Below are 21,017 nucleotides of genomic sequence, written 5' to 3'. Positions count from 1 at the left end.
CTGCCAGCGACACCGGGCTCTTGATCAAGGAGAGACTGATGACATCCAACCGCCTCATCGAACAGACCTATCGCACCTGGTCCAGCCCCATCCTGCTGGAGCTGAAAAAGCGCGAACACGAGATGGCGCCGGCCGAACGTCAGGCGCTTGAGAATGTGCTGGTGGAAAGACGATTGCTGGACGTTGGCAATCCGAATGGCAGTAACCGTCGCAGAGGTTCGGCAAACAACAACCAAAGGCCTGGGTAATCGTGTACGGAATCTGTGGGAGCAAAATCGCTCCCACAGGTAAAACCTTGCCTGGCTATTGAATGTTGTGCCGATTCATCCAGCGCCCTGTGTTTACGCCGCCCGTTGTCCTTTTGCCACTGCCGCCGAAGCCGCCAGCATCGCTCGCAACAACACCGCACAACCGGCTGCCAGATCATCCGGCGCGGCGTTTTCGATTTCGTTGTGGCTGATGCCGCCTTCGCACGGCACGAAGATCATCCCGGCCGGACCGAGTTCGGCGAGGAAAATCGCGTCGTGGCCGGCGCCGCTGACGATGTCCATGTGCGACAGGCCCAGCCCCTTGGCTGCGCCGCGCACGGCTTCGACGCAACCTTTTTCGAAATACAGCGGCGGGAAGTCGGCGGTCGGGGTCAGTTCATAGGTCAGGCCGTGTTCTTCGCAGGTGGTTTCGATGACTTGCTTGACCTCGGCGATCATCGAGTCGAGGCGCGCCGGTTCAAGATGCCGGAAGTCGAGGGTCATGCGCACTTCGCCGGGAATCACGTTGCGAGAGCCGGGATAGGCTTGCAGGCAACCGACCGTGCCGCAGGCGTGAGGTTGATGGCCAAGGGCAGCGCGATTGACTGCGCCGACGATCACCGAAGCACCGACCAGGGCATCCTTGCGCAGGTGCATCGGGGTCGGGCCGGCGTGGGCTTCGACGCCGCGCAGTTTCAGGTCGAACCACTTCTGCCCCAGTGCGCCAAGTACCACACCGATGGTTTTCTGTTCGTCCTCAAGAATCGGGCCTTGCTCGATATGCGCCTCGAAATAGGCGCCGACCTTGTGTCCGCTGATCTTGCGCGGCCCGGCGTAGCCGATGGCGTTCAGCGCTTCGCCGACCGTGACGCCGTCGGCATCGACTTTGGCCAGGGTTTCTTCGAGGGTGAATTTTTCCGCGAACACCCCGGAGCCCATCATGCACGGGGCGAAACGTGAGCCTTCTTCGTTGGTCCAGACCACCACTTCCAGCGGCGCCTCGGTTTCCACGCCAAGGTCGTTGAGGGTGCGCAACACTTCGACCCCCGCCAGCACGCCGAAGCAACCGTCGAACTTGCCGCCGGTGGGCTGGGTGTCGATGTGACTGCCGGTCATCACCGGCGGCAGGTTCGGATTGCGACCGGGCCGACGGGCGAAGATGTTGCCGACTTCATCCACCGTGACGCTGCAACCGGCGTCCTTGCACCACTGCACGAACAGGTCGCGGGCCTGGCGGTCGAGGTCGGTCAGGGCCAGGCGACAGACCCCGCCCTTGACCGTGGCGCCGAGCTTCGCCAGCTCCATGAGCGACGCCCACAGGCGATCGCGGTTGATGTGCTGATGGGTCGATTGCAGAACGTCTACAGCTGCGTTCATGGGGATCTCCTCAGGCAGTTTTCTTATCGATAGTTCCCACGTCCAGGCGTCGAACCGTTTGCGTGGGAATTCATCCATGGACGCTCTGCGTCCGCTTTGGGGACGCAGAGCGTCCCGGGCTGCATTCCCACGCAGAGCGTGGGAACGATCATCTGCTACACCGGTGATTTCACTACCGAAGGCGTCGTACGCATCGCGCACAACCCGTAATAGATCAACCCGCCCAGCGCCGAGCCGGTGAACCAGCCGTAGCTGTAGAACCAGCTGAATGCACTGCTGCCCAGCGACAGCAGGGTCAGCACCACCGGCACGCCGAACGCGATGAACCCGGACCAGTTCCACGCCGGGTACACGTCGTCGCGATACAGGCCGGCCAGGTCCAGTTGCTGTTTCTTGATCAGGAAATAGTCCACCACCATGATCCCGGCAATCGGCCCGAGCAGGCTGGAATAGCCCAGCAGCCAGTTCGAATACACGGTTTCCAGGCTGACATCGGAGACGATCAATCCAAGTTTCTTCAACAGTTCATGGCCCATCAACGCCAGGCCGACGAACCCGGTGAGGATCACCGCTTTGGTGCGGTTGATGACCTTGGGCGCAATGTTCTGGAAGTCGTTGGTCGGCGAAACGATATTGGCGGCGGTGTTGGTCGACAGCGTGGCGATGATGATCAGCGCCATGGCTACCGCGACCCACACCGGGCTCTGGATATGGCCGATCAGAGTCACCGGATCGGAAACGCTGACGCCCACCAGTTTCACCGATGCCGCAGTCATCACCACGCCCAGCGCGGCGAACAGGAACATGGTCAGCGGCAGGCCGAAAATCTGCCCGAGGATCTGATCCTTCTGGCTGCGGGCATAGCGGCTGAAATCGGGAATGTTCAACGACAATGTGGCCCAGAAACCGACCATCGCCGTCAGTCCCGCAGCGAAGTAACTGACCACGCTCGCGCCTTCGGGACGCTTCGGCGGAATTGCCAGCAGTTCAGTCATCGACACATTCGGCATGGCCCACACCAGCAACCCGATACCGACTGCCACCAGCAGCGGCGCCGACAGGGTTTCCAGCCACTTGATCGACTCAGCGCCACGGATCACCACCCAGAGGTTCAGTGTCCAGAAGATCATGAAACCGATCACCTCCCCGGTCCCGCCGAGGGATTTCCAGCCCTCGAACACCGAGCCGAGAAACAGATGAATCGCCAGCCCGCCGAACATGGTCTGGATGCCGAACCAGCCGCAGGCCACCAGCGCGCGGATCAGGCACGGCACGTTGGAACCGAGGATCCCGAACGACGAGCGCAGCAGCACCGGAAACGGAATGCCGTATTTGGTGCCGGGAAACGCATTCAGCGTCAGCGGGATGAGAACGATGATGTTGGCGAACAGAATCGCCAGCAGCGCCTCGCCGACGGTCAAACCGAAATAGGCGGTGAGCACGCCGCCCAAAGTGTAGGTCGGCACGCAGATCGACATGCCGACCCACAGCGCGGTGATGTGCCATTTGTTCCAGGTTCGTTCGCGCACTCTGGTCGGTGCCATGTCGTGGTTGTAACGGGGACTGTCGAGGACGTCGCTGCCGGCTTCGAGTTCGAACAAGCCGTCGCGCTCGGTCACTTGCGATCTGTTCTGTTGCATGGCCGCTCCACTGTTCTTCTGATTATTTTTTGCTCATCAGGCGGCTGCACACGCAGGTGCGAGCCGGACGATGGCCGGAGGAACTGACAACTTTCATGCACCGGCCATGGTGTCAGCGGCGGCATCAATAAACGTGCCGGGGGAACCGCCTGGCGCCAGGACCGTGCTTTGATCTTGTTGTAACTGACTGATGTTTATCAGTTTTAATTATTCACCTGTTCAGGCCGCGAAAACTTGACTGAACACTCAGGCCAAATGCCAGGCAAGTTGTCCGAACTGTCAGGACTCAATCTGGTGCACCGCACTTTTTTTAATCATGGGCGATCAACCGCAGCTCAACTTCAAGCGGCTGATTTCACATAGGAAATCTTGCTCATATTTCCAACCTGTCAAGTGCGTCAAAATGGTGAAGCGCCTCACCATTTTGGTGATTTTTCATTTTTATCGTTATTTTTCAGCAAGTTAAAACAGACATAAGCTTATAAAAAATAATCTTGATCAATTGCAGAACTGCGACTAGCGTCTATTCCTGACAGCGCTGACAAGATTACGCATTTGGCGCTGCAAACAATAAAACACTAGAACCGGCAAAAGTCGGTCATGCCTGCGAGGAACTCGGAATGTCTCTGTTGATCCGTGGCGCCACCGTTGTTACCCATGATGAAAGTTACCGCGCCGATGTCTATTGCGCTGACGGCGTGATCAAAGCCATTGGTGAAAACCTGGATATTCCCGCCGGCGCCGAAGTGCTCGATGGCAGCGGTCAATTCCTGATGCCCGGCGGCATCGATCCGCACACCCACATGCAACTCCCGTTCATGGGCACCGTGGCCAGCGAAGACTTCTACAGCGGCACTGCCGCAGGACTGGCCGGTGGCACCACCTCAATCATCGATTTCGTGATTCCCAATCCGCAGCAATCGCTGCTCGAAGCGTTTCACCAGTGGCGTGGCTGGGCGGAAAAATCCGCGTCCGACTACGGCTTCCACGTCGCGATCACTTGGTGGAGCGAGCAGGTGCGTGAAGAAATGGCCGAGCTGGTCAGCCATCACGGGATCAACAGCTTCAAGCATTTCATGGCCTACAAGAACGCGATCATGGCCGCCGACGACACGCTGGTGGCGAGCTTCGAGCGCTGCCTGGAACTTGGCGCCGTGCCGACCGTGCATGCGGAAAACGGCGAGCTGGTCTATCACCTGCAACGCAAGTTGATGGCCCAGGGCATCACCGGGCCGGAAGCGCACCCACTGTCACGTCCGTCGCAGGTCGAAGGCGAAGCCGCGAGCCGCGCGATCCGAATTGCTGAAACCATCGGCACGCCGCTGTACCTGGTGCACGTCTCGACCAAAGAAGCCCTCGACGAAATCACCTATGCCCGCAGCAAGGGTCAACCGGTCTACGGTGAGGTGCTGGCCGGGCACCTGCTGCTGGACGACAGCGTCTACCAGCACCCGGACTGGCAGACCGCCGCCGGTTACGTGATGAGCCCGCCGTTCCGTCCGCGCGGGCATCAAGAGGCACTGTGGCATGGGCTGCAGAGCGGCAATCTGCACACCACCGCCACCGACCATTGCTGTTTCTGCGCCGAGCAGAAAGCCGCCGGCCGCGACGATTTCAGCAAGATCCCCAACGGTACCGCCGGCATCGAAGACCGCATGGCGGTGTTGTGGGATGAAGGGGTGAACACCGGGCGGTTGTCGATGCAGGACTTCGTCGCCCTCACCTCCACCCACACCGCCAAGATCTTCAACCTCTACCCGCGCAAAGGCGCGATCCGCGTCGGCGCCGATGCCGACCTGGTGCTGTGGGATCCGCAAGGCACCCGCACCATCTCCGCCAAGACCCACCATCAGCAGGTGGACTTCAACATCTTCGAAGGCAAGACCGTAACAGGCGTGCCGAGCCATACCGTCAGCCAGGGGAAAGTGGTCTGGGCCGATGGCGACCTGCGCGCCGAGCGCGGGGCGGGCCGGTATATCGAGCGTCCGGCGTATCCGGCGGTGTTTGATTTGCTGAGCAAGCGGGCTGAGTTGCATAGGCCTGTGGCCGTCAAGCGCTGATTCCCTGATTGCCGATGATCGTTCCCACGCTCTGCGTGGGAATGCCTCAAGGGACGCTCTGCGTCCAGTGACGCGGAGCGTCACGGGCTGCATTCCCACGCGGAGCGTGGGAACGATCAAACACAACACAAAAAACCACTGCCCGACAGAGGCAGAAACCTCAATTAACCGTGAGGCAAAAAACCGTGATCGAGACCCTGAACCATCTCCCGCATCCGCACGAAAGTGCGGCCGCACTCGCCGGCCATTTCAGCGATCTGGCGCCGCCGCTCAACGACCGTCAAGCGCATCTGGAAGCCTCGCGCTGCCTGTATTGCTACGACGCACCGTGCGTGAATGCATGCCCGAGCGAGATCGACATCCCGTCGTTCATCCGCAATATCCATCAGGACAACGTGCAGGGTGCGGCGCAGAAAATCCTCTCGGCAAACATCCTCGGCGGCAGTTGCGCCCGGGTCTGCCCGACCGAAATCCTCTGCCAGCAAGCCTGCGTGCGCAACAACGCCCACGAATGCGCGCCGGTGCTGATCGGCCTGCTGCAACGCTATGCCGTGGACAACGCGCACTTCACCGAGCACCCGTTCCAGCGCGCCGCTACCACCGGCAAACGCATCGCGGTGGTCGGTGCCGGCCCGGCGGGTTTGTCCTGCGCGCATCGCAGCGCCATGCACGGGCATGACGTGGTGATTTTCGAAGCCAGGGAGAAGGCCGGCGGCCTCAACGAATACGGGATCGCCAAGTACAAACTGGTCGACGACTACGCGCAGAAGGAGCTGGATTTCCTCCTGCAAATCGGCGGCATCGAAATCCGCCATGGCCAGAAACTCGGTGAAAACCTGACCTTGAGCGAACTGCACCAACAGTTCGACGCGGTGTTCCTCGGCCTTGGCCTCAATGCGAGCAAACAACTCGGCCTGGCCCACGAAGACGCCCCCGGCCTGCTCGCCGCCACCGACTACATCCGCGAGCTGCGCCAGGCCGATGACCTGTCGCAACTGCCGCTGGCCGAACACTGCATTGTCCTCGGCGCCGGCAACACCGCCATCGACATGGCCGTGCAAATGGCCCGTCTCGGTGCGCGCGACGTCAATCTGGTCTATCGCCGTGGCGCGGCGGACATGGGCGCCACCGGCCATGAGCAGGACATCGCCAAGGCCAATCAGGTGCGGTTGCTGACCTGGGCGCAACCGGACGAAGTGCTGCTCGATGCTCAAGGCAAGGTGCGCGGCATGCGCTTCGCCCGCACGCATCTGGTGGAAGGTCGCCTGCAAACCACCGGCGAGACTTTCGAACTGGCCGCCGATGCCATCTTCAAAGCCATCGGCCAGGCCTTCGACGGCAGCGCCCTCGCCGACCCGCTGGCCCGTGAGCTGAAACGTCAGGGAGAACGGATTCAGGTCGATGAAAACCTGCGCACCAGCATTCCAGGTGTGTACGCCGGCGGCGACTGCACCAGCCTCGATCAGGACCTGACCGTGCAAGCGGTGCAACACGGCAAGCGCGCCGCCGAGGCGATCAACGCTCAACTGATGCTCAACGTGGAGGCTGCGTAAATGGCCGATCTTTCGATTGTCTTCGCCGGAATCAAAGCCCCCAACCCGTTCTGGCTGGCCTCCGCACCGCCGACCGACAAGGCCTACAACGTGGTGCGCGCCTTCGAGGCGGGCTGGGGCGGCGTGGTCTGGAAAACCCTGGGTGAAGACCCGGCGGCGGTCAACGTGTCCTCGCGCTACTCGGCGCATTACGGCAACAACCGCGAAGTGCTGGGCATCAACAACATCGAACTGATCACCGACCGCTCGCTGGAGATCAACCTGCGGGAAATCACTCAGGTGAAAAAGGACTGGCCGGATCGCGCGCTGATCGTGTCGCTGATGGTGCCCTGCGTCGAAGAGTCGTGGAAACACATCCTGCCACTGGTGGAAGCCACCGGCGCCGACGGCATCGAGCTGAACTTCGGTTGCCCCCACGGCATGCCCGAACGCGGGATGGGCGCGGCGGTCGGTCAGGTGCCGGAGTACGTCGAGCAAGTCACGCGCTGGTGCAAGACCTATTGCTCGCTGCCGGTGATCGTCAAACTCACACCGAACATCACCGACATCCGCGTCGCCGCCCGCGCTGCGCACCGGGGCGGCGCCGATGCGGTGTCGTTGATCAACACCATCAACTCGATCACCAGCGTCGACCTCGAACACATGGTCGCCCTGCCCACCGTCGGCAGCAAAAGTACTCACGGTGGTTATTGCGGCTCGGCAGTCAAGCCGATCGCGCTGAACATGGTCGCGGAAATCGCCCGTGATCCGCAGACCCAGGGCTTGCCGATCTGCGGCATCGGCGGAATTGGCAGCTGGCGTGATGCAGCGGAGTTCATCGCTTTGGGCAGCGGCGCGGTGCAGGTGTGCACGGCGGCGATGCTGCATGGTTTCCGGATTGTCGATGAAATGAAGGATGGCTTGTCGCGGTGGATGGACAGTCAGGGTTACGCCAGCATCGCCGAGTTCTCCGGGCGTGCGGTGGGCAACACGACTGATTGGAAGTACCTGGACATCAACTATCAGGTCATCGCGAAGATCGACCAGGAGGCGTGCATCGGTTGCGGGCGTTGCCACATCGCCTGCGAAGACACGTCACATCAGGCGATCAGCAGTCTGAAACAGGCCGATGGCACGCATAAATATGAAGTCATCGATGATGAGTGTGTGGGGTGCAATCTGTGCCAGATCACCTGCCCGGTGGCGAACTGCATCGAGATGGTGCCGATGGAGACGGGCAAACCGTTTCTGGACTGGAATCATGATCCGAGGAACCCGTATCACGTCAGCCCTTGAATGATCGTTCCCACGCTGGAAGATCGTTCCCACGCTCCGCGTGGGAATGCAGCCCGGGACGCTCTGCGTCCCACTGGAACGCGGAGCGTCCCTTGAGGCATTCCCACGCAGAGCGTGGGAACGATCAGCACATGGCTCAAGGCTCTAATCCAATCCCCCGCAAAATCACGCTGGTCACCGTCTGTACCGCCCGCTCGAACTGCATGTCCGACAACGGCTGATGCTCATTCAGGATATTCACCTGATGATCAAAGTCGGCATAGTGCTGGGTCGACGCCCAGATCATGTACAGCAGGCTCGACGGCTCGACCGGCAGAATCCGCTTGTCCTCGACCCACTGCCGGATCTTCGCCTCTTTCATCTTTGCCCAGTCATACAGGCTGACATCCAGCGCCTCGCCCAGGGTCGGCGCGCCGTGAATGATTTCGTTGGCCCAGACTTTCGAGCCGTAGGGCCGGCTGCGCGAGTGGTTCATCTTGGCGCGGATGTAGCTGCTGAGCACCACGCGCGGATCGTCGAACATCTCGAAGCACAGCGCGTCCTGCTTCCACACCTCCAGCAGGTCGAACAGCACGGCGCTGTACAACTCGCTCTTGGTTGAAAAGTAGTAATGCAGGTTGGATCGCGGCAGCTGCACTTCAGCAGCGATGTCCGCCATGGCGGTGCCACCGAAACCTTTTTCGGCGAAGACTTTTTCCGCCGCCAGCAGAATCTTGTCGACGTTGGTGCGGCGGATTTCGATCTTGTGATTGCCCATAAGGGCTCCCTGAAGACAACGTTGTTGAAGACTAGCATCCGCTCTGGGCAAGGGGCGACAGCCGAGAACGATTCTTCACACACTTGGGCTTTTTTCTGGTTTAGGATCGCCCTCCTTCTTCCCGTCAGACACTGAAGGATCCTGCCCATGACCATTCGAAAGCGCATCGCTGCGGATGATCCGCAACTCGCCGCGCTGTGGGAGCGCTCGGTCCGCGCCACCCACGATTTCCTCCCGGAAGACGACATCCACCGGCTGTTCCCGCTGGTGCGTGACACCTACCTGCCCGCCCTGGACGTGCAGGTTTTCGAGAACCCCGACCACTCCCCGGCAGGCTTCATCGCCACCGACGACGACACCGTGCAGATGCTGTTCATCGACCCGGCTCAGCGTGGTCAGGGGATCGGCCGGCGCTTGCTCGACCATGTCCGCCGCCCGCTGCTGAAGGTCGATGTCAACGAACAGAACCCGCAGGCCCACGGCTTTTACCGGCACTACGGATTCGAAGACATCGGCCGCTCGGCACTCGACGGCGAAGGCCGGCCGTTTCCGGTCATTCACATGCGCCTGAAAGCCTTGTGATCCAGGTTCTATACTCAGCCCGCCATTTCACTGAAGGGAATCTTTCCATGTCGATGAAAAACCTGTTCACCGCTGGCGCGCTGCTGGCTTCGCTGATTGTCACTTCTCAGGCTTTCGCCCACGCCCATCTGAAAAGTCAGACCCCGGCCGCCGACAGCACCGTCGCGGCACCGGCGGATCTGCGTCTGGTGTTTTCCGAAGGCGTCGAAGCCAGCTTCACCAAAGTCACCGTGACCCACGACGGCAAGCCGGTGGCGGTCAAACCGCTGACCACCGAAGGCGACAAGAAAACCCTGATCGTCACCCCCGAAGCACCGCTGACCGCGGGCGAATACAAGGTCGAATGGCACGCGGTGTCGGTCGACACGCACAAGAGTGAAGGCGCCTATCAGTTCAAGGTTGGCCAGTAATTCATGAGTGAAGCGCTGGTGCTGTGCCGGTTCCTGCATTTCATCGTGGTGTTGATGCTGTTCGGGGCTTGGCTGTTCAGGCCGCTGCTGCTCAAGGGTGAAGCGCCGGCACTGGACCGGCATCTGGCGCGGCTGGCTCGTTGGCTGGTGGCGATCGCGCTGGTTAGCGGCGTTGTCTGGGCGTTGCTGATTACCGCCAGCATGGCCGGTTCGGCGGCTGCGGCGTTTGATCCGGCCACTGTCGAGCTGGTCCTCGGTCATACATTTTTCGGCCAGGTCTGGCGCTGGCATCTGTTGGTCAATGCCTTGCTGCTGGCGGTGCTGTTTACGCCGTGGCGTTCGAACCGGCCGTTGCCGCTGGGCCTGAGTGCGCTGCTGCTGATTACGCTGGCACCGGTCGGACACGGGGCGATGCTCGACGGTTTCAGCGGCCAGATGTTGATCTTCAATCAAGTGATCCATCTGACCTGCGTCGGTGCCTGGCTCGGCGGGCTGTTGATGCTGGTGATGATCCTGCGCCAGTCCGGCGAAACGGTGCGCTACGTCTTGCAGCGCTTCAGCGGGGTCGGCTACGTGTTGGTTGCCGGTCTGCTGATCACCGGTTTGATCAATGTGCGCGTCCTCACCGGCCAGTGGTGGCCGACGCCGCTGTTCTCGGGATTTGCCCTGATCCTGCTGATCAAAGCCTTGCTGGTGCTCGGGATGTTGGGGCTGGCGCTGTTCAATCGCTTGCGCATCCTTGACTGCGAACAGCGGATCGACACCCTCAAGCGCAGCGTCATGCTCGAATGGCTGCTGGGGATCGGCGCCGTGGCGGCGGTTTCGGTGCTTGGCACCCTGCCGCCGATGATCGCCGCCTGAGGTCAGTGTTTCTGGGTGTCGCCCGCCGCCGTGTCAATGCTGACCACCACCGACATCCCCGGCCGCAAGCGTTCGCTCTCCTGCTGATCCGGATCGATGGTGATGCGCACCGGCACCCGCTGGGCGATTTTCACGAAGTTGCCGGTGGCGTTATCGGCCTGCAACAACGCGAATTCGGAACCGGTGCCCGGCGAGATGTGCTGCACGTGGCCGGTGAATTTGCGGTGGTTCAGCGCATCGACGGTGAAGCTCACCGGTTGCCCGACCCGCACGTTATCCATCTGGGTTTCCTTCATGTTGGCGATCACCCATTTTTGATCCGGCACCAGCGCCATCAACTGCGCCCCGGAGTTGACGTAAGCGCCCAGACGCACGCCAATCTGCCCGAGCTGACCGTCACGCGGAGCGATGATCCGCGTGTTGGACAAGTCGATCCGCGCCAGTTGCACCGCCGCTTCGGCACTGGCCACCGCCGCTTCCAGAGAGCCGCGATTGACGATCACCGTTTGCAGATCCTGCCGGGCGATTTCCAGATTGGCCTTGGCCTGCGCCAGCGCCGCAATGCTCTGCGCGTTGGCGGCCAGCGCCACGTCCATCTCGCGCCTGGACACGGAGCCGTCATTGACCAACGCCTTGTTGCGCCGCAGATCCGCCTCGCTTTTACGCAGCTGCGCCTCGCTATCGGCCACCACCGCCTGCCGCAGCTTGATCGTGGCTTCGGCGCTGTTGCGCTGCTGCACCACGTTGGCCAGCGAGGCCTTTTGCACCGCCAGCTGCGCCAGCGACTGATCCAGACGCTGCTGATAGATCCGGTCATCGAGGCGCACCAGCAAATCGCCCGCCTTCACAAACTGGAAGTCCTGCACCGGCACCTCGAACACGTAACCACTGAGCTGCGGCCCGATGATCGTCACCTGCCCGCGCACCAGGGCGTTTTCGGTGGTCTCGACCGCGCTGCTGAACGGCGGCAACTGCCAGGCATACAGCACGATCAACACACCGACGATGGCAATCGCCGCAAAGCCCAGCGATGAGATGATCCGCACCCGCAACGAGCGCGGCTCGGTGTTCGGTGATGACGGTGGCGCCACGCCTTCAGGGGTGGCGGCGATGGCATTGGTGGTCGTGGTAGTCGGTTCGGTCATGAAGAAGTGGCACCGCTGGAAGGTACGGAAGGTGTCGGGGCGACGGTTCTGGTGGTGCTGATCAGCCACAGCGCACGGATGGAAATCCAGATCATGGTCAGGATCGCGATCACCGCGATCAGCATGAACACATCGTTATAGGCCAGCACGTTGGCTTCGCGGGTGGCCGCATTGGCCAGGCTGCGAATGCCTTGCAGGTTGCGCAGGCTTGGGTCGGCAATCACGGAACCGACCGCCGAACCGCCGCTCTGAACCCGGGCGGCGACGCGCGGGTCGGACATCACCAGTTGCTCGACGATGTGGCTGGAATGAAATTTCTCGCGCACGACCTGGAACGTCCCCAGTAACGCTGCGCCGATCAGGCCACCGAGGTTGTTGCAGATCCCGAACAACACCGAAAAACTCACGAGGTTGCGCGGATTGGTCAGCACGTTGCGCGTACCCAGCACCATGGTCGGGCCGAGGAAGAACGTACTGCCGAACGCCAGCAGGAACTGGCTGAAATACAGGTTGCCGGGGCGGGTCAGGTTGTTCGATGAGCTGTCCATGATCGAGCCGGTGGCCATCAACGCCAGCGAGACGATCAGCGGCATCAGCAGGTGTTTCGGGTCGATGGTCAGCGCGCTGGTCAACAGCCCGGCGACGCTGCCGATCAGCATCACCACGTACAGGCTATGAAGCTGCTGGCTGCTCATGTTCAGGTTTTGCATGAAGCCCACGGCGCCGGTGGACTGCTCCGAGATAACCATGCGAATCAGGATCACCGCCAGCGCCAGGCGGATCATCACCCCACTGCCGAGCCAGCGGGTCATCAACATCGGGTTGCTGCGGTTATGTTCGATCGCCAGCCCCGCGAGAATCAGGACAATTGAAGCGGCCAGGGCGATGCCGATCCAGTCGGCTTCCAGCCACCAGTCGATCCTGCCCAGGGACAACACGGCACACAGCAGCGCCACGCCACTGGCAAGGATCGCGAAGGTGAGGAAATCGAGAGGCTCGAAGGTCTTGAACCGGTCACCCGGCGGCAGCTTGAGCATCAACACGCAACCCAGCGACAGCAGCGCCATGCCCAATTCGAACAGGTACAGACCACGCCATTCGGCGATCTGCAACAGATCCTCGGAAAACAGTCGTGCCAGCGGCAAAGCCAGTTGCGAAGTGCCAAGCCCCAGCACCAGCGCCTTCATCCGCCATTTGGCCGGGAACGCCTGCACCATGTAATACAGGCCCAGCGAACTGAGCGCCGCACCGACCATGCCGTGGGCCGCACGCACAGCGACCGCCGAATTCAGGTCATTGACGAACAGATGGCCGAAGGTCACCAGCGCGTACAGCACCAGAAACACCTCGGTGAACGCCCGCAAACCGAACTGCTGGCGAAACTTCACCAGCAGCAGGTTCATCGATACGTTGGTCATCACATACGCCGCCGGCAGCCAGGCCATCTCCGCCGTGGTCGCCCCGAGCGCGCCTTGCAGATAAGGCAGGTTGGCGACCACCAGCGAATTGCCCAACCCGCCGGTCAATGCCACCAGCAACCCGACCAGCGCATAGGCCAGGCGCTTGGGGTTGGAGTGCAGCGGCGTCGAGGGGGATCCGGGCAGACTGGGCTTCTCGTGAGGCTGCCAGTTGCGCGGGGCGTATTGATCCATTGAAAGGCCTTGTCTGGTAGTCGCCTAAGTGTGCCGCAAATCCTGGCCAAACACCTATCCACTGTGGGAGCTCGCTGCCGCGAAGGGATTTTGGGTGGATTCGTAAATTCTGTTTAAAAGACATCTCGCCCGCAGCCGATTTTTCCCAAGCGTAGCGGATGCCAACCTTGCAGCACTTCTCAACCTGCAAGGTGCCCGATATGACCACTCCCCGCTCGCAACGCTCCCCCCGTCTGTTGAAAAACCTGCTGGCCGCCGCGCTGTTGCTGCCCGCCCTCGCCTTCGCTCAGGAACGCCCATGGCCGGATGGCTCGCAACTGGTGATTTCGGTGTCGATGCAATTCGAAACCGGCGGCCAGCCCGAAGGCGCTGAAAGTCCGTTCTCCGGTACACCACTGCCGAAAGGCTACCCGGATCTGCCGGCCCAGACCTGGTTCGATTACGGCTACAAGGAAGGCCTGTGGCGCATGCTCGATCTGTGGGATCGCACCGGTATCAAAGTCACTTCCCACGTGGTCGGCGAAGCGGCGCTCAAGCACCCGGAACTGGCCAAGGCGATCGCCGAGCGCGGTCATGAGCTGGCGGCCCACGGCATGCGCTGGGCCGATTCGTACAACATGAATTACGCCCAGGAAAAACAATTCATCGGCGACGGTGTCGCGGCGGTGGAAAAAATCACCGGCCAGCGCTCGGTCGGCTACAACGCCAACTGGCTACGGCGCAGCCCCAATACGCTGAAGGTGTTGCAGGACCTGAACTTCACCTATCACATCGACGATGTCAGCCGTGACGAGCCGTTCGTGACGATGGTTCGCGGGCGCAAATTCGCCGTAGTGCCGTACACCCTGCGCAACAACGACATCGTGCTGGTCGAAGGTCGGCACTTCTCCGCCGAGCAGTTCTACCAGCAATTGGTACTGGAATTCGATCGCCTCTACGCCGAAGGCGCGAGCAAGCGGCGGATGATGTCGGTGAGTCTGCACGACCGGATTGGCGGCACGCCGGCGATGGTTGAGGCCATGGAGCGTTTTATCCGGTACGCCCAATCGCATCCGAAGGTGAGTTTCATGCGCAAGGATCAGATCGCGCAAATCGTACTGACCGAAAAAAACCCACTGATCGATAACACTGAAGCGCTCTACAACCAGTAAAAACGGTCGAAAGCAGCCCTCTTCACAGCGTTTGGAGGGCTGCCCGCTCACGCAAAGTCATCGTACAACGCCCTGTTGACATTTCCGGAAAACCTCGCAAATATCCGCAACCATGTTGTACGACGACGTATAACAAATAATAAAAACAACAAACGAAACAGGGAGCGTCACAGTGAGCACACTCGTCCGCAATTCCGTCCGCACGTCCCGTTTTTCTGTCCCCCGCCCGCGTTCCACCCTGAGTTTGATCGGCTGCAGCGGTCTGGCCCTCATCTTGCCGATGAGCGCCGATGCCGAGGGCTTCATCGAAGACAGCAAAGCCACGCTGAACCTGCGTAACGCCTACTTCAATCGCAATTTCGTCAACCCGAACTATCCGCAAGGCAAGGCTGAAGAGTGGACACAGAACTTCATTCTCGACGCCAAATCCGGCTTCACGCAGGGCACTGTCGGCTTTGGCCTGGATGTACTGGGGCTGTACTCGCAGAAACTCGATGGCGGCAAAGGTACCGGAGATACGCAGTTATTGCCGATCCACGATGAAGGCCGCCCGGCGGACAATTTCGGGCGCCTGGGCGTGGCACTCAAGGCCAAAGTGTCGAAGACCGAATTGAAGGTCGGTGAATGGATGCCGGTGCTGCCCATCCTGCGCTCGGACGATGGCCGCTCCCTGCCGCAGACCTTTCGCGGTGGCCAGGTCACGTCTACCGAAATCAATGGCTTGACCCTTTACGGCGGCCAGTTCCGCGGCAACAGTCCGCGCAACGATGCAAGCATGGAAGACATGTCGATGAACGGCCGAGGCGCATTTACCTCCGACCGCTTCAACTTCGGCGGCGGCGAATACACCTTCAACGACAAACGCACGCTTGTCGGTGTGTGGTACGCCGAACTCAGCGACATCTACCAGCAGCAGTATTTCAACCTCAGCCACAGCCAGCCCCTGGGCGACTGGACACTGGGCGCCAACCTCGGTTTCTTCACCGGCAAGGAAGACGGCAGTGCTCAGGCCGGCGATCTCGACAACAAAACCGCGTTCGCCCTGCTTTCGGCCAGGTACGGCGGCAACACGTTCTACATAGGCCTGCAAAAGCTCAGTGGCGACGATGCCTGGATGCGCGTCAACGGCACCAGTGGCGGCACTCTGGCCAACGACAGCTACAACGCCAGTTACGACAACGCGAAGGAGCGCTCCTGGCAGATTCGCCACGACTACAACTTCGTTGTTCTCGGCGTCCCCGGGCTGACGTTGATGAACCGCTACATCAGCGGTGACAACGTGCACACCGGCACCATCACCGATGGCAAGGAATGGGGTCGCGAGTCGGAACTGGCCTACACCGTTCAGAGCGGTCCGCTGAAGAATCTCAACGTCAAATGGCGCAACGCGACGATTCGCCGGGACTTCAGCACCAATGAATTCGATGAGAACCGGATCTTCATCAGTTACCCGATTTCGTTGTTGTAAACAGCGGCATGGCGTGAACGGAGGGTGCATTCGCCTTCTGTCACTTACACCGAAAGTCGCGTTGACAAGTTCCGGAAACCCTACCGATACTTCAGCGCAGTCATACGACAACCTACAACAACCCTAATAACAACGCGTAAGGGATTGCCATGACGCCCACCTCCACCGCCCCAACTCCGTTCAATCGCCTGCTGCTGACCGGCGCCGCCGGTGGCCTGGGCAAAGTCTTGCGTGAACGCCTGCGCCCGTATGCCAACGTGCTGCGCCTGTCGGACATCGCCGCCCTCGCCCCGGCCATCGATGACCGGGAAGAAATCGTGCTCTGCGACCTCGCCGACAAAACCGCCGTGCATCAACTGGTCGAAGGCGTGGATGCGATCCTGCATTTCGGTGGCGTTTCAGTGGAGCGCCCCTTCGAAGAAATCCTCGGTGCCAATATCTGTGGCGTGTTCCACCTCTATGAAGCGGCACGCCGCCACGGCGTCAAACGGGTGATCTTCGCCAGCTCCAACCATGTCATCGGCTTTTACAAACAGGATGAGCGCCTCGACGCCAGCTCTGCTCGCCGCCCCGACGGCTACTACGGTCTGTCCAAGTCCTACGGCGAAGACATGGCCAGTTTCTACTTCGATCGCTATGGCATCGAAACCGTCAGCATCCGCATCGGCTCGTCGTTTCCCGAACCGCAGAACCGCCGAATGATGCACACCTGGCTGAGCTTCGATGACCTCACCCAATTGCTCGAACGTTCGCTGTACACCCCCGACGTCGGCCACACCGTGGTCTATGGCATGTCCGACAACAAGGAGGTGTGGTGGGACAACCGCTTCGCCAGCCACCTCGGTTTCGCGGCCAAAGACACGTCCGAAGTGTTTCGCGAAAAAGTCGAGGCGCAGCCGATGCCCGCCAACGATGACCCGGCGCGGATCTATCAGGGCGGAGCCTTCGTTGCGGCCGGCCCGTTTGGCGACTGACCGGCGCGATTGACGTCTCCAATAAAACCAAGGGAATGAGTATGCAAGCCGAAATGATCGTCGACGCCCGCAACGCGGTGGGTGAAAGCCCGGTGTGGGTGCCGCAGGAAAATGCGCTCTACTGGGTCGATATCCCCAACGGTGGACTGCAACGCTGGAGCGCCGACACGGGCCACGTCCACGCTTGGAAGGCTCCCGAAATGCTCGCCTGCATCGCGCGACACAGCAGGGGCGGCTGGGTGGCCGGCATGGAGAGCGGGTTCTTCCACTTGCAGCCGCACGGCGATGGCAGCCTCGACAGCGACCTGCTCGCTCCGGTCGAGCACAGCCGCCAGGACATGCGCCTGAACGACGGCCGCTGCGACCGGCAGGGCCGGTTCTGGGCCGGCAGCATGGTGCTGAACATGGGCCTGAATCTGCCCGAGGGCCGGCTCTATCGCTACGCTGCCGGGCAGACGGGCTCGATCAAGGCGCAACTTGATGGCTTCATCGTGCCCAACGGTCTGGGTTTCAGCCCGGATGGCAAAACCCTGTACCTGTCGGATTCGCACCCGAGCGTGCAACTGATCTGGGCTTTCGATTACGACACCGAGACAGGCACCCCCTCCAATCGACGGGTGTTCGTGGACATGCATCATTATTACGGCCGCCCTGACGGCGCGGCGGTGGATGCCGAGGGTTGTTACTGGATCTGCGCCAACGACGTCGGCCTGATCCACCGGTTCACCCCCGAAGGTCGCCTCGACCGCTCGCTGCAGGTGCCGGTGAAAAAACCCACCATGTGCGCCTTTGGCGGCAGCCGGATGGATACCTTGTTCGTGACCTCGATCCGCCCCGGCGACGACCAGGATCCGCACTCCCTGGCCGGCGGGGTGTTCGCCCTCAACCCCGGCGTCAAAGGCTTGCCGGAGCCAATCTTCGATGACCTGCTGTAACCGCCCTCGCTGCATCGCTGTGCCTTGAACACAAAAACAACAAGACTGGAGAACCCCTCATGGACTTCAAACGCACGTTGCTCGCCGCCGCCCTCCCCCTCGCGCTCACCTTCGGCAGCGCGGCCCAGGCACTGGAAATCAAATTCGCCGACATCCACCCCGCCGGTTATCCGACCGTGGTCGCCGAAGAACAATTGGGCAAGACCCTGGTCGCCGAAAGTGACGGCAAGCTGACCTTCAAGATGTTCCCTGGCGGCGTGCTCGGCTCGGAAAAGGAAGTGGTCGAACAGGCCCAGGTCGGTGCCATCCAGATGGCCCGCGTCAGCCTCGGCATCGTCGGCCCGGTGGTACCGGACGTAAACGTGTTCAATATGCCGTTCGTGTTCCGTGACCAGGCGCACATGCGCAAGATCATCGACGGTGAAATCGGTGACGAGATCCTCGACAAGATCACTCAATCGGAATTCAACCTCGTCGCCCTGGCGTGGATGGACGGCGGCACGCGCAACATCTACACCAAGAAACCGGTGCGCAGCCTGGCAGACCTCAAGGGCATGAAAATCCGCGTGCAGGGCAATCCGATGTTCATCGAAACCATCAATGCCATGGGCGGCAACGGGATCGCCATGGACACCGGCGAAATCTTCAGTGCCCTGCAGACCGGCGTCATCGATGGCGCGGAAAACAATCCACCCACCCTGCTCGAACACAACCACTACCAGAACGCCAAGTTTTACAGCCTGACCGGGCACCTGATCCTGCCCGAGCCCATCGTGATGTCAAAAATCACCTGGGACAAACTCACCCCGGATCAGCAGACGCTGGTGAAGAAAGCCGCCAAGGCTGCGCAGGCTCAGGAGCGCACGCTGTGGGACGCCAAGTCCGTCAGCAGTGAGGAAAAGCTCAAGGCGGCCGGCGTCGAGTTCATCACCGTCGACAAGAAACCCTTCTACGAGGCCACCGCCTCGATCCGCGAGAAATACGGCGCGCCCTACGCCGACCTGATCAAGCGCATCGAAGCCGTTCAGTAACCCTCCCAGCCCTCTGCAAAAGGCCCGGCAGCGCTGACGTCGCCTGATGTCCGCGCGTGCCCGGTTACGGTGGAACCCGATGAAGAATTTGCTGCTGCGCATCAATGACCGGATCTACATGGCCTGCATCTGGGTCGCCGGTCTGTCGGTGCTGACCATTGCTCTGATCATCCCCTGGGGCGTGTTCGCCCGTTACGTGCTCGGCACCGGCTCGAGCTGGCCGGAGCCTGCCGCCATCCTGCTGATGATGGTCTTCACGTTCATCGGCGCGGCCGCCAGCTATCGCGCCGGCGCACACATGGCGGTGGCGATGGTCACCGACCGCCTGCAACCGAATATGCGCCGAACCATGAGCATCGTTTCACAGGTACTCATGGGCACCATCTGCCTGTTCATGACGATCTGGGGCACGAAGTTGTGCCTGTCGACCTGGAACCAGTTCATGAGCGCCCTGCCGACATTGCGGGTCGGCATCACCTACATGCCGATCCCGATTGGCGGTGCGCTGACGCTGATTTTCGTACTGGAAAAACTGTTGCTCGGCGATCAAAGCAACCGCCGCGTGGTGCGATTCGACCTGGTAGAAGAAAACGAAGGGGCTGCCTGATGGACGCATTGATTCTGCTGGGCAGTTTTATCGCACTGATCCTGATCGGCATGCCGGTTGCCTACGCGCTCGGGTTATCGGCGCTGATCGGCGCTTGGTGGATCGACATTCCGTTCCAGGCCTTGATGATTCAGGTAGCGGGCGGGGTGAACAAATTCTCGCTGCTGGCGATTCCGTTCTTCGTGCTCGCCGGAGCGATCATGGCCGAGGGCGGCATGTCGCGGCGGCTGGTGGCGTTTGCCGGGGTCCTGGTGGGTTTCGTGCGTGGTGGCCTGTCGCTGGTCAACATCATGGCCTCGACCTTTTTCGGCGCGATTTCCGGCTCGTCGGTGGCCGACACCGCATCGGTGGGTTCGGTGCTGATCCCGGAAATGGAGCGCAAAGGCTACCCTCGGGAATTCTCTACAGCGGTCACCGTCAGCGGTTCGGTACAGGCTCTGCTGACCCCGCCCAGTCACAACTCGGTGCTCTACTCGCTGGCCGCCGGCGGCACCGTTTCCATTGCTTCGCTGTTCATGGCCGGCGTGGTGCCGGGCCTGCTGATGAGCGCGTGCCTGATGGTGTTGTGCCTGATTTTTGCGCGCAAACGCGAATACCCCAAGGGCGAAGTGATCCCGCTGCGCGAAGCCCTGAAAATCTGCGGCGAAGCGTTGTGGGGCCTGATGGCGATGGTGATCATTCTCGGCGGGATTCTGTCGGGGATCTTCACGGCCACCGAGTCGGCGGCCATTGCCGTGCTGTGGTCGTTTTTCGTCACCATGTTCATCTACCGCGACTACAAATGGAGTGAACTGCCGAAACTGATGCACCGCACGGTACGCACCATTTCCATCGTGATGATTCTGATCGGTTTCGCCGCCAGTTTCGGCTACATCATGACCCTGATGCAGATCCCGGCGAAGATCACCACGCTGTTCCTGACCCTGTCCGATAACCGCTACGTGATCCTGATGTGCATCAACGTCATGCTGCTGTTGCTCGGCACCGTGATGGACATGGCACCGCTGATTCTGATCCTCACACCGATCCTGATGCCGGTGATTCTCGGTATCGGCGTCGACCCGGTGCAGTTCGGCATGATCATGCTGGTCAACCTCGGTATCGGCCTGATAACGCCGCCCGTGGGAGCGGTGCTGTTCGTGGGTTCGGCGGTGGGCAAGGTCAGTATCGAAAGCACGGTGAAGGCGCTGCTGCCGTTCTACGCCGTGCTGTTCCTGGTGCTGATGCTGGTGACCTACGTTCCGGCGCTGTCGCTGTGGTTACCGCACCTGGTGTTGTAACGCGATTGCTG

At 61.0% G+C, this 21,017-nt stretch carries 19 protein-coding genes; 14 read left to right on the top strand and 5 right to left on the bottom strand.

What is annotated here, in order from left to right; translation table 11 throughout:
• The first annotated feature begins 38 nt into the window (after window positions 1-38).
• Window positions 39-248, top strand: a complete 210-nt coding sequence (locus MKZ87_RS00235) for a hypothetical protein (RefSeq protein ID WP_085698163.1) — start codon at window positions 39-41, stop codon at window positions 246-248.
• A gap of 93 nt (window positions 249-341) precedes the next feature.
• On the opposite strand, the gene MKZ87_RS00230 is transcribed toward MKZ87_RS00235, so the two are convergent.
• On the bottom strand, window positions 342-1,625 hold the full coding sequence (locus MKZ87_RS00230; protein ID WP_266200041.1) for a Zn-dependent hydrolase: 1,284 nt from the start codon (window positions 1,623-1,625) through the stop codon (window positions 342-344).
• Window positions 1,626-1,780: 155 nt separating this feature from the next.
• Window positions 1,781-3,265 carry an NCS1 family nucleobase:cation symporter-1 gene (locus MKZ87_RS00225; protein WP_266200040.1) on the bottom strand — a complete coding sequence of 495 codons (1,485 nt, stop codon included), beginning with the start codon at window positions 3,263-3,265 and terminating at the stop codon, window positions 1,781-1,783.
• A 620-nt stretch (window positions 3,266-3,885) separates the two neighbouring features.
• Between MKZ87_RS00225 and hydA the strand changes: the two genes are divergently transcribed.
• The 3 genes from hydA to preA all read left to right on the top strand — a co-directional run bounded on the left by hydA (window position 3,886) and on the right by preA (window position 8,153).
• Entirely contained in the window at window positions 3,886-5,325 is a 1,440-nt protein-coding gene (gene hydA, locus MKZ87_RS00220; RefSeq protein WP_085705046.1) for a dihydropyrimidinase, read from the top strand.
• 185 nt (window positions 5,326-5,510) lie between these two features.
• Window positions 5,511-6,878, top strand: a complete 1,368-nt coding sequence (locus MKZ87_RS00215; RefSeq protein WP_234205586.1) for an NAD(P)-dependent oxidoreductase — start codon at window positions 5,511-5,513, stop codon at window positions 6,876-6,878.
• Window positions 6,879-8,153, top strand: coding sequence for an NAD-dependent dihydropyrimidine dehydrogenase subunit PreA (gene preA / locus MKZ87_RS00210; protein ID WP_085698157.1), 1,275 nt, complete (start codon window positions 6,879-6,881; stop codon window positions 8,151-8,153).
• 136 nt (window positions 8,154-8,289) lie between these two features.
• Here preA and MKZ87_RS00205 read toward each other — a convergent pair whose 3' ends face one another.
• Window positions 8,290-8,910, bottom strand: a complete 621-nt coding sequence (locus tag MKZ87_RS00205; RefSeq protein ID WP_007952885.1) for a TetR/AcrR family transcriptional regulator — start codon at window positions 8,908-8,910, stop codon at window positions 8,290-8,292.
• Between the two features lie 147 nt (window positions 8,911-9,057).
• Here MKZ87_RS00205 and MKZ87_RS00200 point away from each other — a divergent pair, with 147 nt between their 5' ends.
• From MKZ87_RS00200 to copD, 3 genes are read left to right on the top strand one after another with little or no spacing between them, the layout of a single operon-like run.
• The gene (locus MKZ87_RS00200) at window positions 9,058-9,492 is read left to right on the top strand and encodes a GNAT family N-acetyltransferase (RefSeq protein WP_085648338.1); all 435 of its coding nucleotides are present in this window, start codon (window positions 9,058-9,060) and stop codon (window positions 9,490-9,492) included.
• Between the two features lie 47 nt (window positions 9,493-9,539).
• Window positions 9,540-9,902, top strand: coding sequence for a copper homeostasis periplasmic binding protein CopC (gene copC / locus MKZ87_RS00195; RefSeq protein ID WP_085698155.1), 363 nt, complete (start codon window positions 9,540-9,542; stop codon window positions 9,900-9,902).
• Window positions 9,903-9,905: 3 nt separating this feature from the next.
• Window positions 9,906-10,763: a copper homeostasis membrane protein CopD gene (copD, locus tag MKZ87_RS00190; protein WP_234205587.1), complete on the top strand. Its 858-nt coding sequence runs from the start codon at window positions 9,906-9,908 to the stop codon at window positions 10,761-10,763.
• 2 nt (window positions 10,764-10,765) lie between these two features.
• Here the strand turns inward: copD and MKZ87_RS00185 are convergent, their stop codons facing one another.
• Both MKZ87_RS00185 and MKZ87_RS00180 read right to left on the bottom strand, forming a co-directional pair.
• Complete coding sequence (locus tag MKZ87_RS00185; RefSeq protein ID WP_085698153.1) at window positions 10,766-11,908, bottom strand: HlyD family secretion protein; 1,143 nt, start codon at window positions 11,906-11,908, stop codon at window positions 10,766-10,768.
• On the bottom strand, window positions 11,905-13,560 hold the full coding sequence (locus MKZ87_RS00180) for an MFS transporter (protein WP_227232898.1): 1,656 nt from the start codon (window positions 13,558-13,560) through the stop codon (window positions 11,905-11,907). Before MKZ87_RS00180 ends, MKZ87_RS00185 begins: the two co-directional genes overlap by 4 nt.
• Before the next feature lie 200 nt (window positions 13,561-13,760).
• On the opposite strand from MKZ87_RS00180, the gene MKZ87_RS00175 reads away from it, so the two are divergent.
• The 7 genes from MKZ87_RS00175 to MKZ87_RS00145 all read left to right on the top strand — a co-directional run bounded on the left by MKZ87_RS00175 (window position 13,761) and on the right by MKZ87_RS00145 (window position 21,006).
• The gene (locus MKZ87_RS00175; protein ID WP_085705053.1) at window positions 13,761-14,711 is read left to right on the top strand and encodes a polysaccharide deacetylase family protein; all 951 of its coding nucleotides are present in this window, start codon (window positions 13,761-13,763) and stop codon (window positions 14,709-14,711) included.
• Between the two features lie 172 nt (window positions 14,712-14,883).
• A complete protein-coding gene (locus tag MKZ87_RS00170) occupies window positions 14,884-16,179 on the top strand; it encodes an OprD family porin (protein ID WP_266200039.1) in 1,296 nt (431 codons plus the stop codon).
• Window positions 16,180-16,328: 149 nt separating this feature from the next.
• On the top strand, window positions 16,329-17,153 hold the full coding sequence (locus MKZ87_RS00165; RefSeq protein ID WP_085705057.1) for an NAD-dependent epimerase/dehydratase family protein: 825 nt from the start codon (window positions 16,329-16,331) through the stop codon (window positions 17,151-17,153).
• A 41-nt stretch (window positions 17,154-17,194) separates the two neighbouring features.
• Window positions 17,195-18,088, top strand: coding sequence for an SMP-30/gluconolactonase/LRE family protein (locus MKZ87_RS00160; protein ID WP_266200038.1), 894 nt, complete (start codon window positions 17,195-17,197; stop codon window positions 18,086-18,088).
• Between the two features lie 59 nt (window positions 18,089-18,147).
• A complete protein-coding gene (locus MKZ87_RS00155; protein ID WP_192561512.1) occupies window positions 18,148-19,119 on the top strand; it encodes a TRAP transporter substrate-binding protein in 972 nt (323 codons plus the stop codon).
• Between the two features lie 79 nt (window positions 19,120-19,198).
• Window positions 19,199-19,726 (top strand): TRAP transporter small permease, encoded by a 528-nt coding sequence (locus MKZ87_RS00150; protein WP_085698147.1) that lies wholly within the window; start codon window positions 19,199-19,201, stop codon window positions 19,724-19,726.
• Window positions 19,726-21,006 (top strand): TRAP transporter large permease, encoded by a 1,281-nt coding sequence (locus MKZ87_RS00145; RefSeq protein ID WP_085687555.1) that lies wholly within the window; start codon window positions 19,726-19,728, stop codon window positions 21,004-21,006. Before MKZ87_RS00150 ends, MKZ87_RS00145 begins: the two co-directional genes overlap by 1 nt.
• Window positions 21,007-21,017: the final 11 nt, after the last annotated feature.

It is taken from the genome of Pseudomonas sp. MCal1, from assembly GCF_026341415.1.
Lineage (GTDB): Bacteria > Pseudomonadota > Gammaproteobacteria > Pseudomonadales > Pseudomonadaceae > Aquipseudomonas.
This window is presented reverse-complemented; position numbering and strand designations above follow the sequence as displayed.

Bases quoted from the DNA above. Each gene is read 5' to 3' on its own strand.
- MKZ87_RS00205 (WP_007952885.1), bottom strand. From the start codon at position 8,910: ATGGGCAATCACAAGATCGAAATCCGCCGCACCAACGTCGACAAGATT.
- MKZ87_RS00180 (WP_227232898.1), bottom strand. From the start codon at position 13,560: ATGGATCAATACGCCCCGCGCAACTGGCAGCCTCACGAGAAGCCCAGT.
- MKZ87_RS00200 (WP_085648338.1), top strand. From the start codon at position 9,058: ATGACCATTCGAAAGCGCATCGCTGCGGATGATCCGCAACTCGCCGCG.
- MKZ87_RS00185 (WP_085698153.1), bottom strand. From the start codon at position 11,908: ATGACCGAACCGACTACCACGACCACCAATGCCATCGCCGCCACCCCT.
- MKZ87_RS00235 (WP_085698163.1), top strand. From the start codon at position 39: ATGACATCCAACCGCCTCATCGAACAGACCTATCGCACCTGGTCCAGC.
- copC (WP_085698155.1), top strand. From the start codon at position 9,540: ATGTCGATGAAAAACCTGTTCACCGCTGGCGCGCTGCTGGCTTCGCTG.
- MKZ87_RS00150 (WP_085698147.1), top strand. From the start codon at position 19,199: ATGAAGAATTTGCTGCTGCGCATCAATGACCGGATCTACATGGCCTGC.
- copD (WP_234205587.1), top strand. From the start codon at position 9,906: ATGAGTGAAGCGCTGGTGCTGTGCCGGTTCCTGCATTTCATCGTGGTG.
- MKZ87_RS00225 (WP_266200040.1), bottom strand. From the start codon at position 3,265: ATGCAACAGAACAGATCGCAAGTGACCGAGCGCGACGGCTTGTTCGAA.
- MKZ87_RS00155 (WP_192561512.1), top strand. From the start codon at position 18,148: ATGGACTTCAAACGCACGTTGCTCGCCGCCGCCCTCCCCCTCGCGCTC.
- MKZ87_RS00145 (WP_085687555.1), top strand. From the start codon at position 19,726: ATGGACGCATTGATTCTGCTGGGCAGTTTTATCGCACTGATCCTGATC.
- MKZ87_RS00160 (WP_266200038.1), top strand. From the start codon at position 17,195: ATGCAAGCCGAAATGATCGTCGACGCCCGCAACGCGGTGGGTGAAAGC.
- MKZ87_RS00230 (WP_266200041.1), bottom strand. From the start codon at position 1,625: ATGAACGCAGCTGTAGACGTTCTGCAATCGACCCATCAGCACATCAAC.
- hydA (WP_085705046.1), top strand. From the start codon at position 3,886: ATGTCTCTGTTGATCCGTGGCGCCACCGTTGTTACCCATGATGAAAGT.
- preA (WP_085698157.1), top strand. From the start codon at position 6,879: ATGGCCGATCTTTCGATTGTCTTCGCCGGAATCAAAGCCCCCAACCCG.
- MKZ87_RS00175 (WP_085705053.1), top strand. From the start codon at position 13,761: ATGACCACTCCCCGCTCGCAACGCTCCCCCCGTCTGTTGAAAAACCTG.
- MKZ87_RS00165 (WP_085705057.1), top strand. From the start codon at position 16,329: ATGACGCCCACCTCCACCGCCCCAACTCCGTTCAATCGCCTGCTGCTG.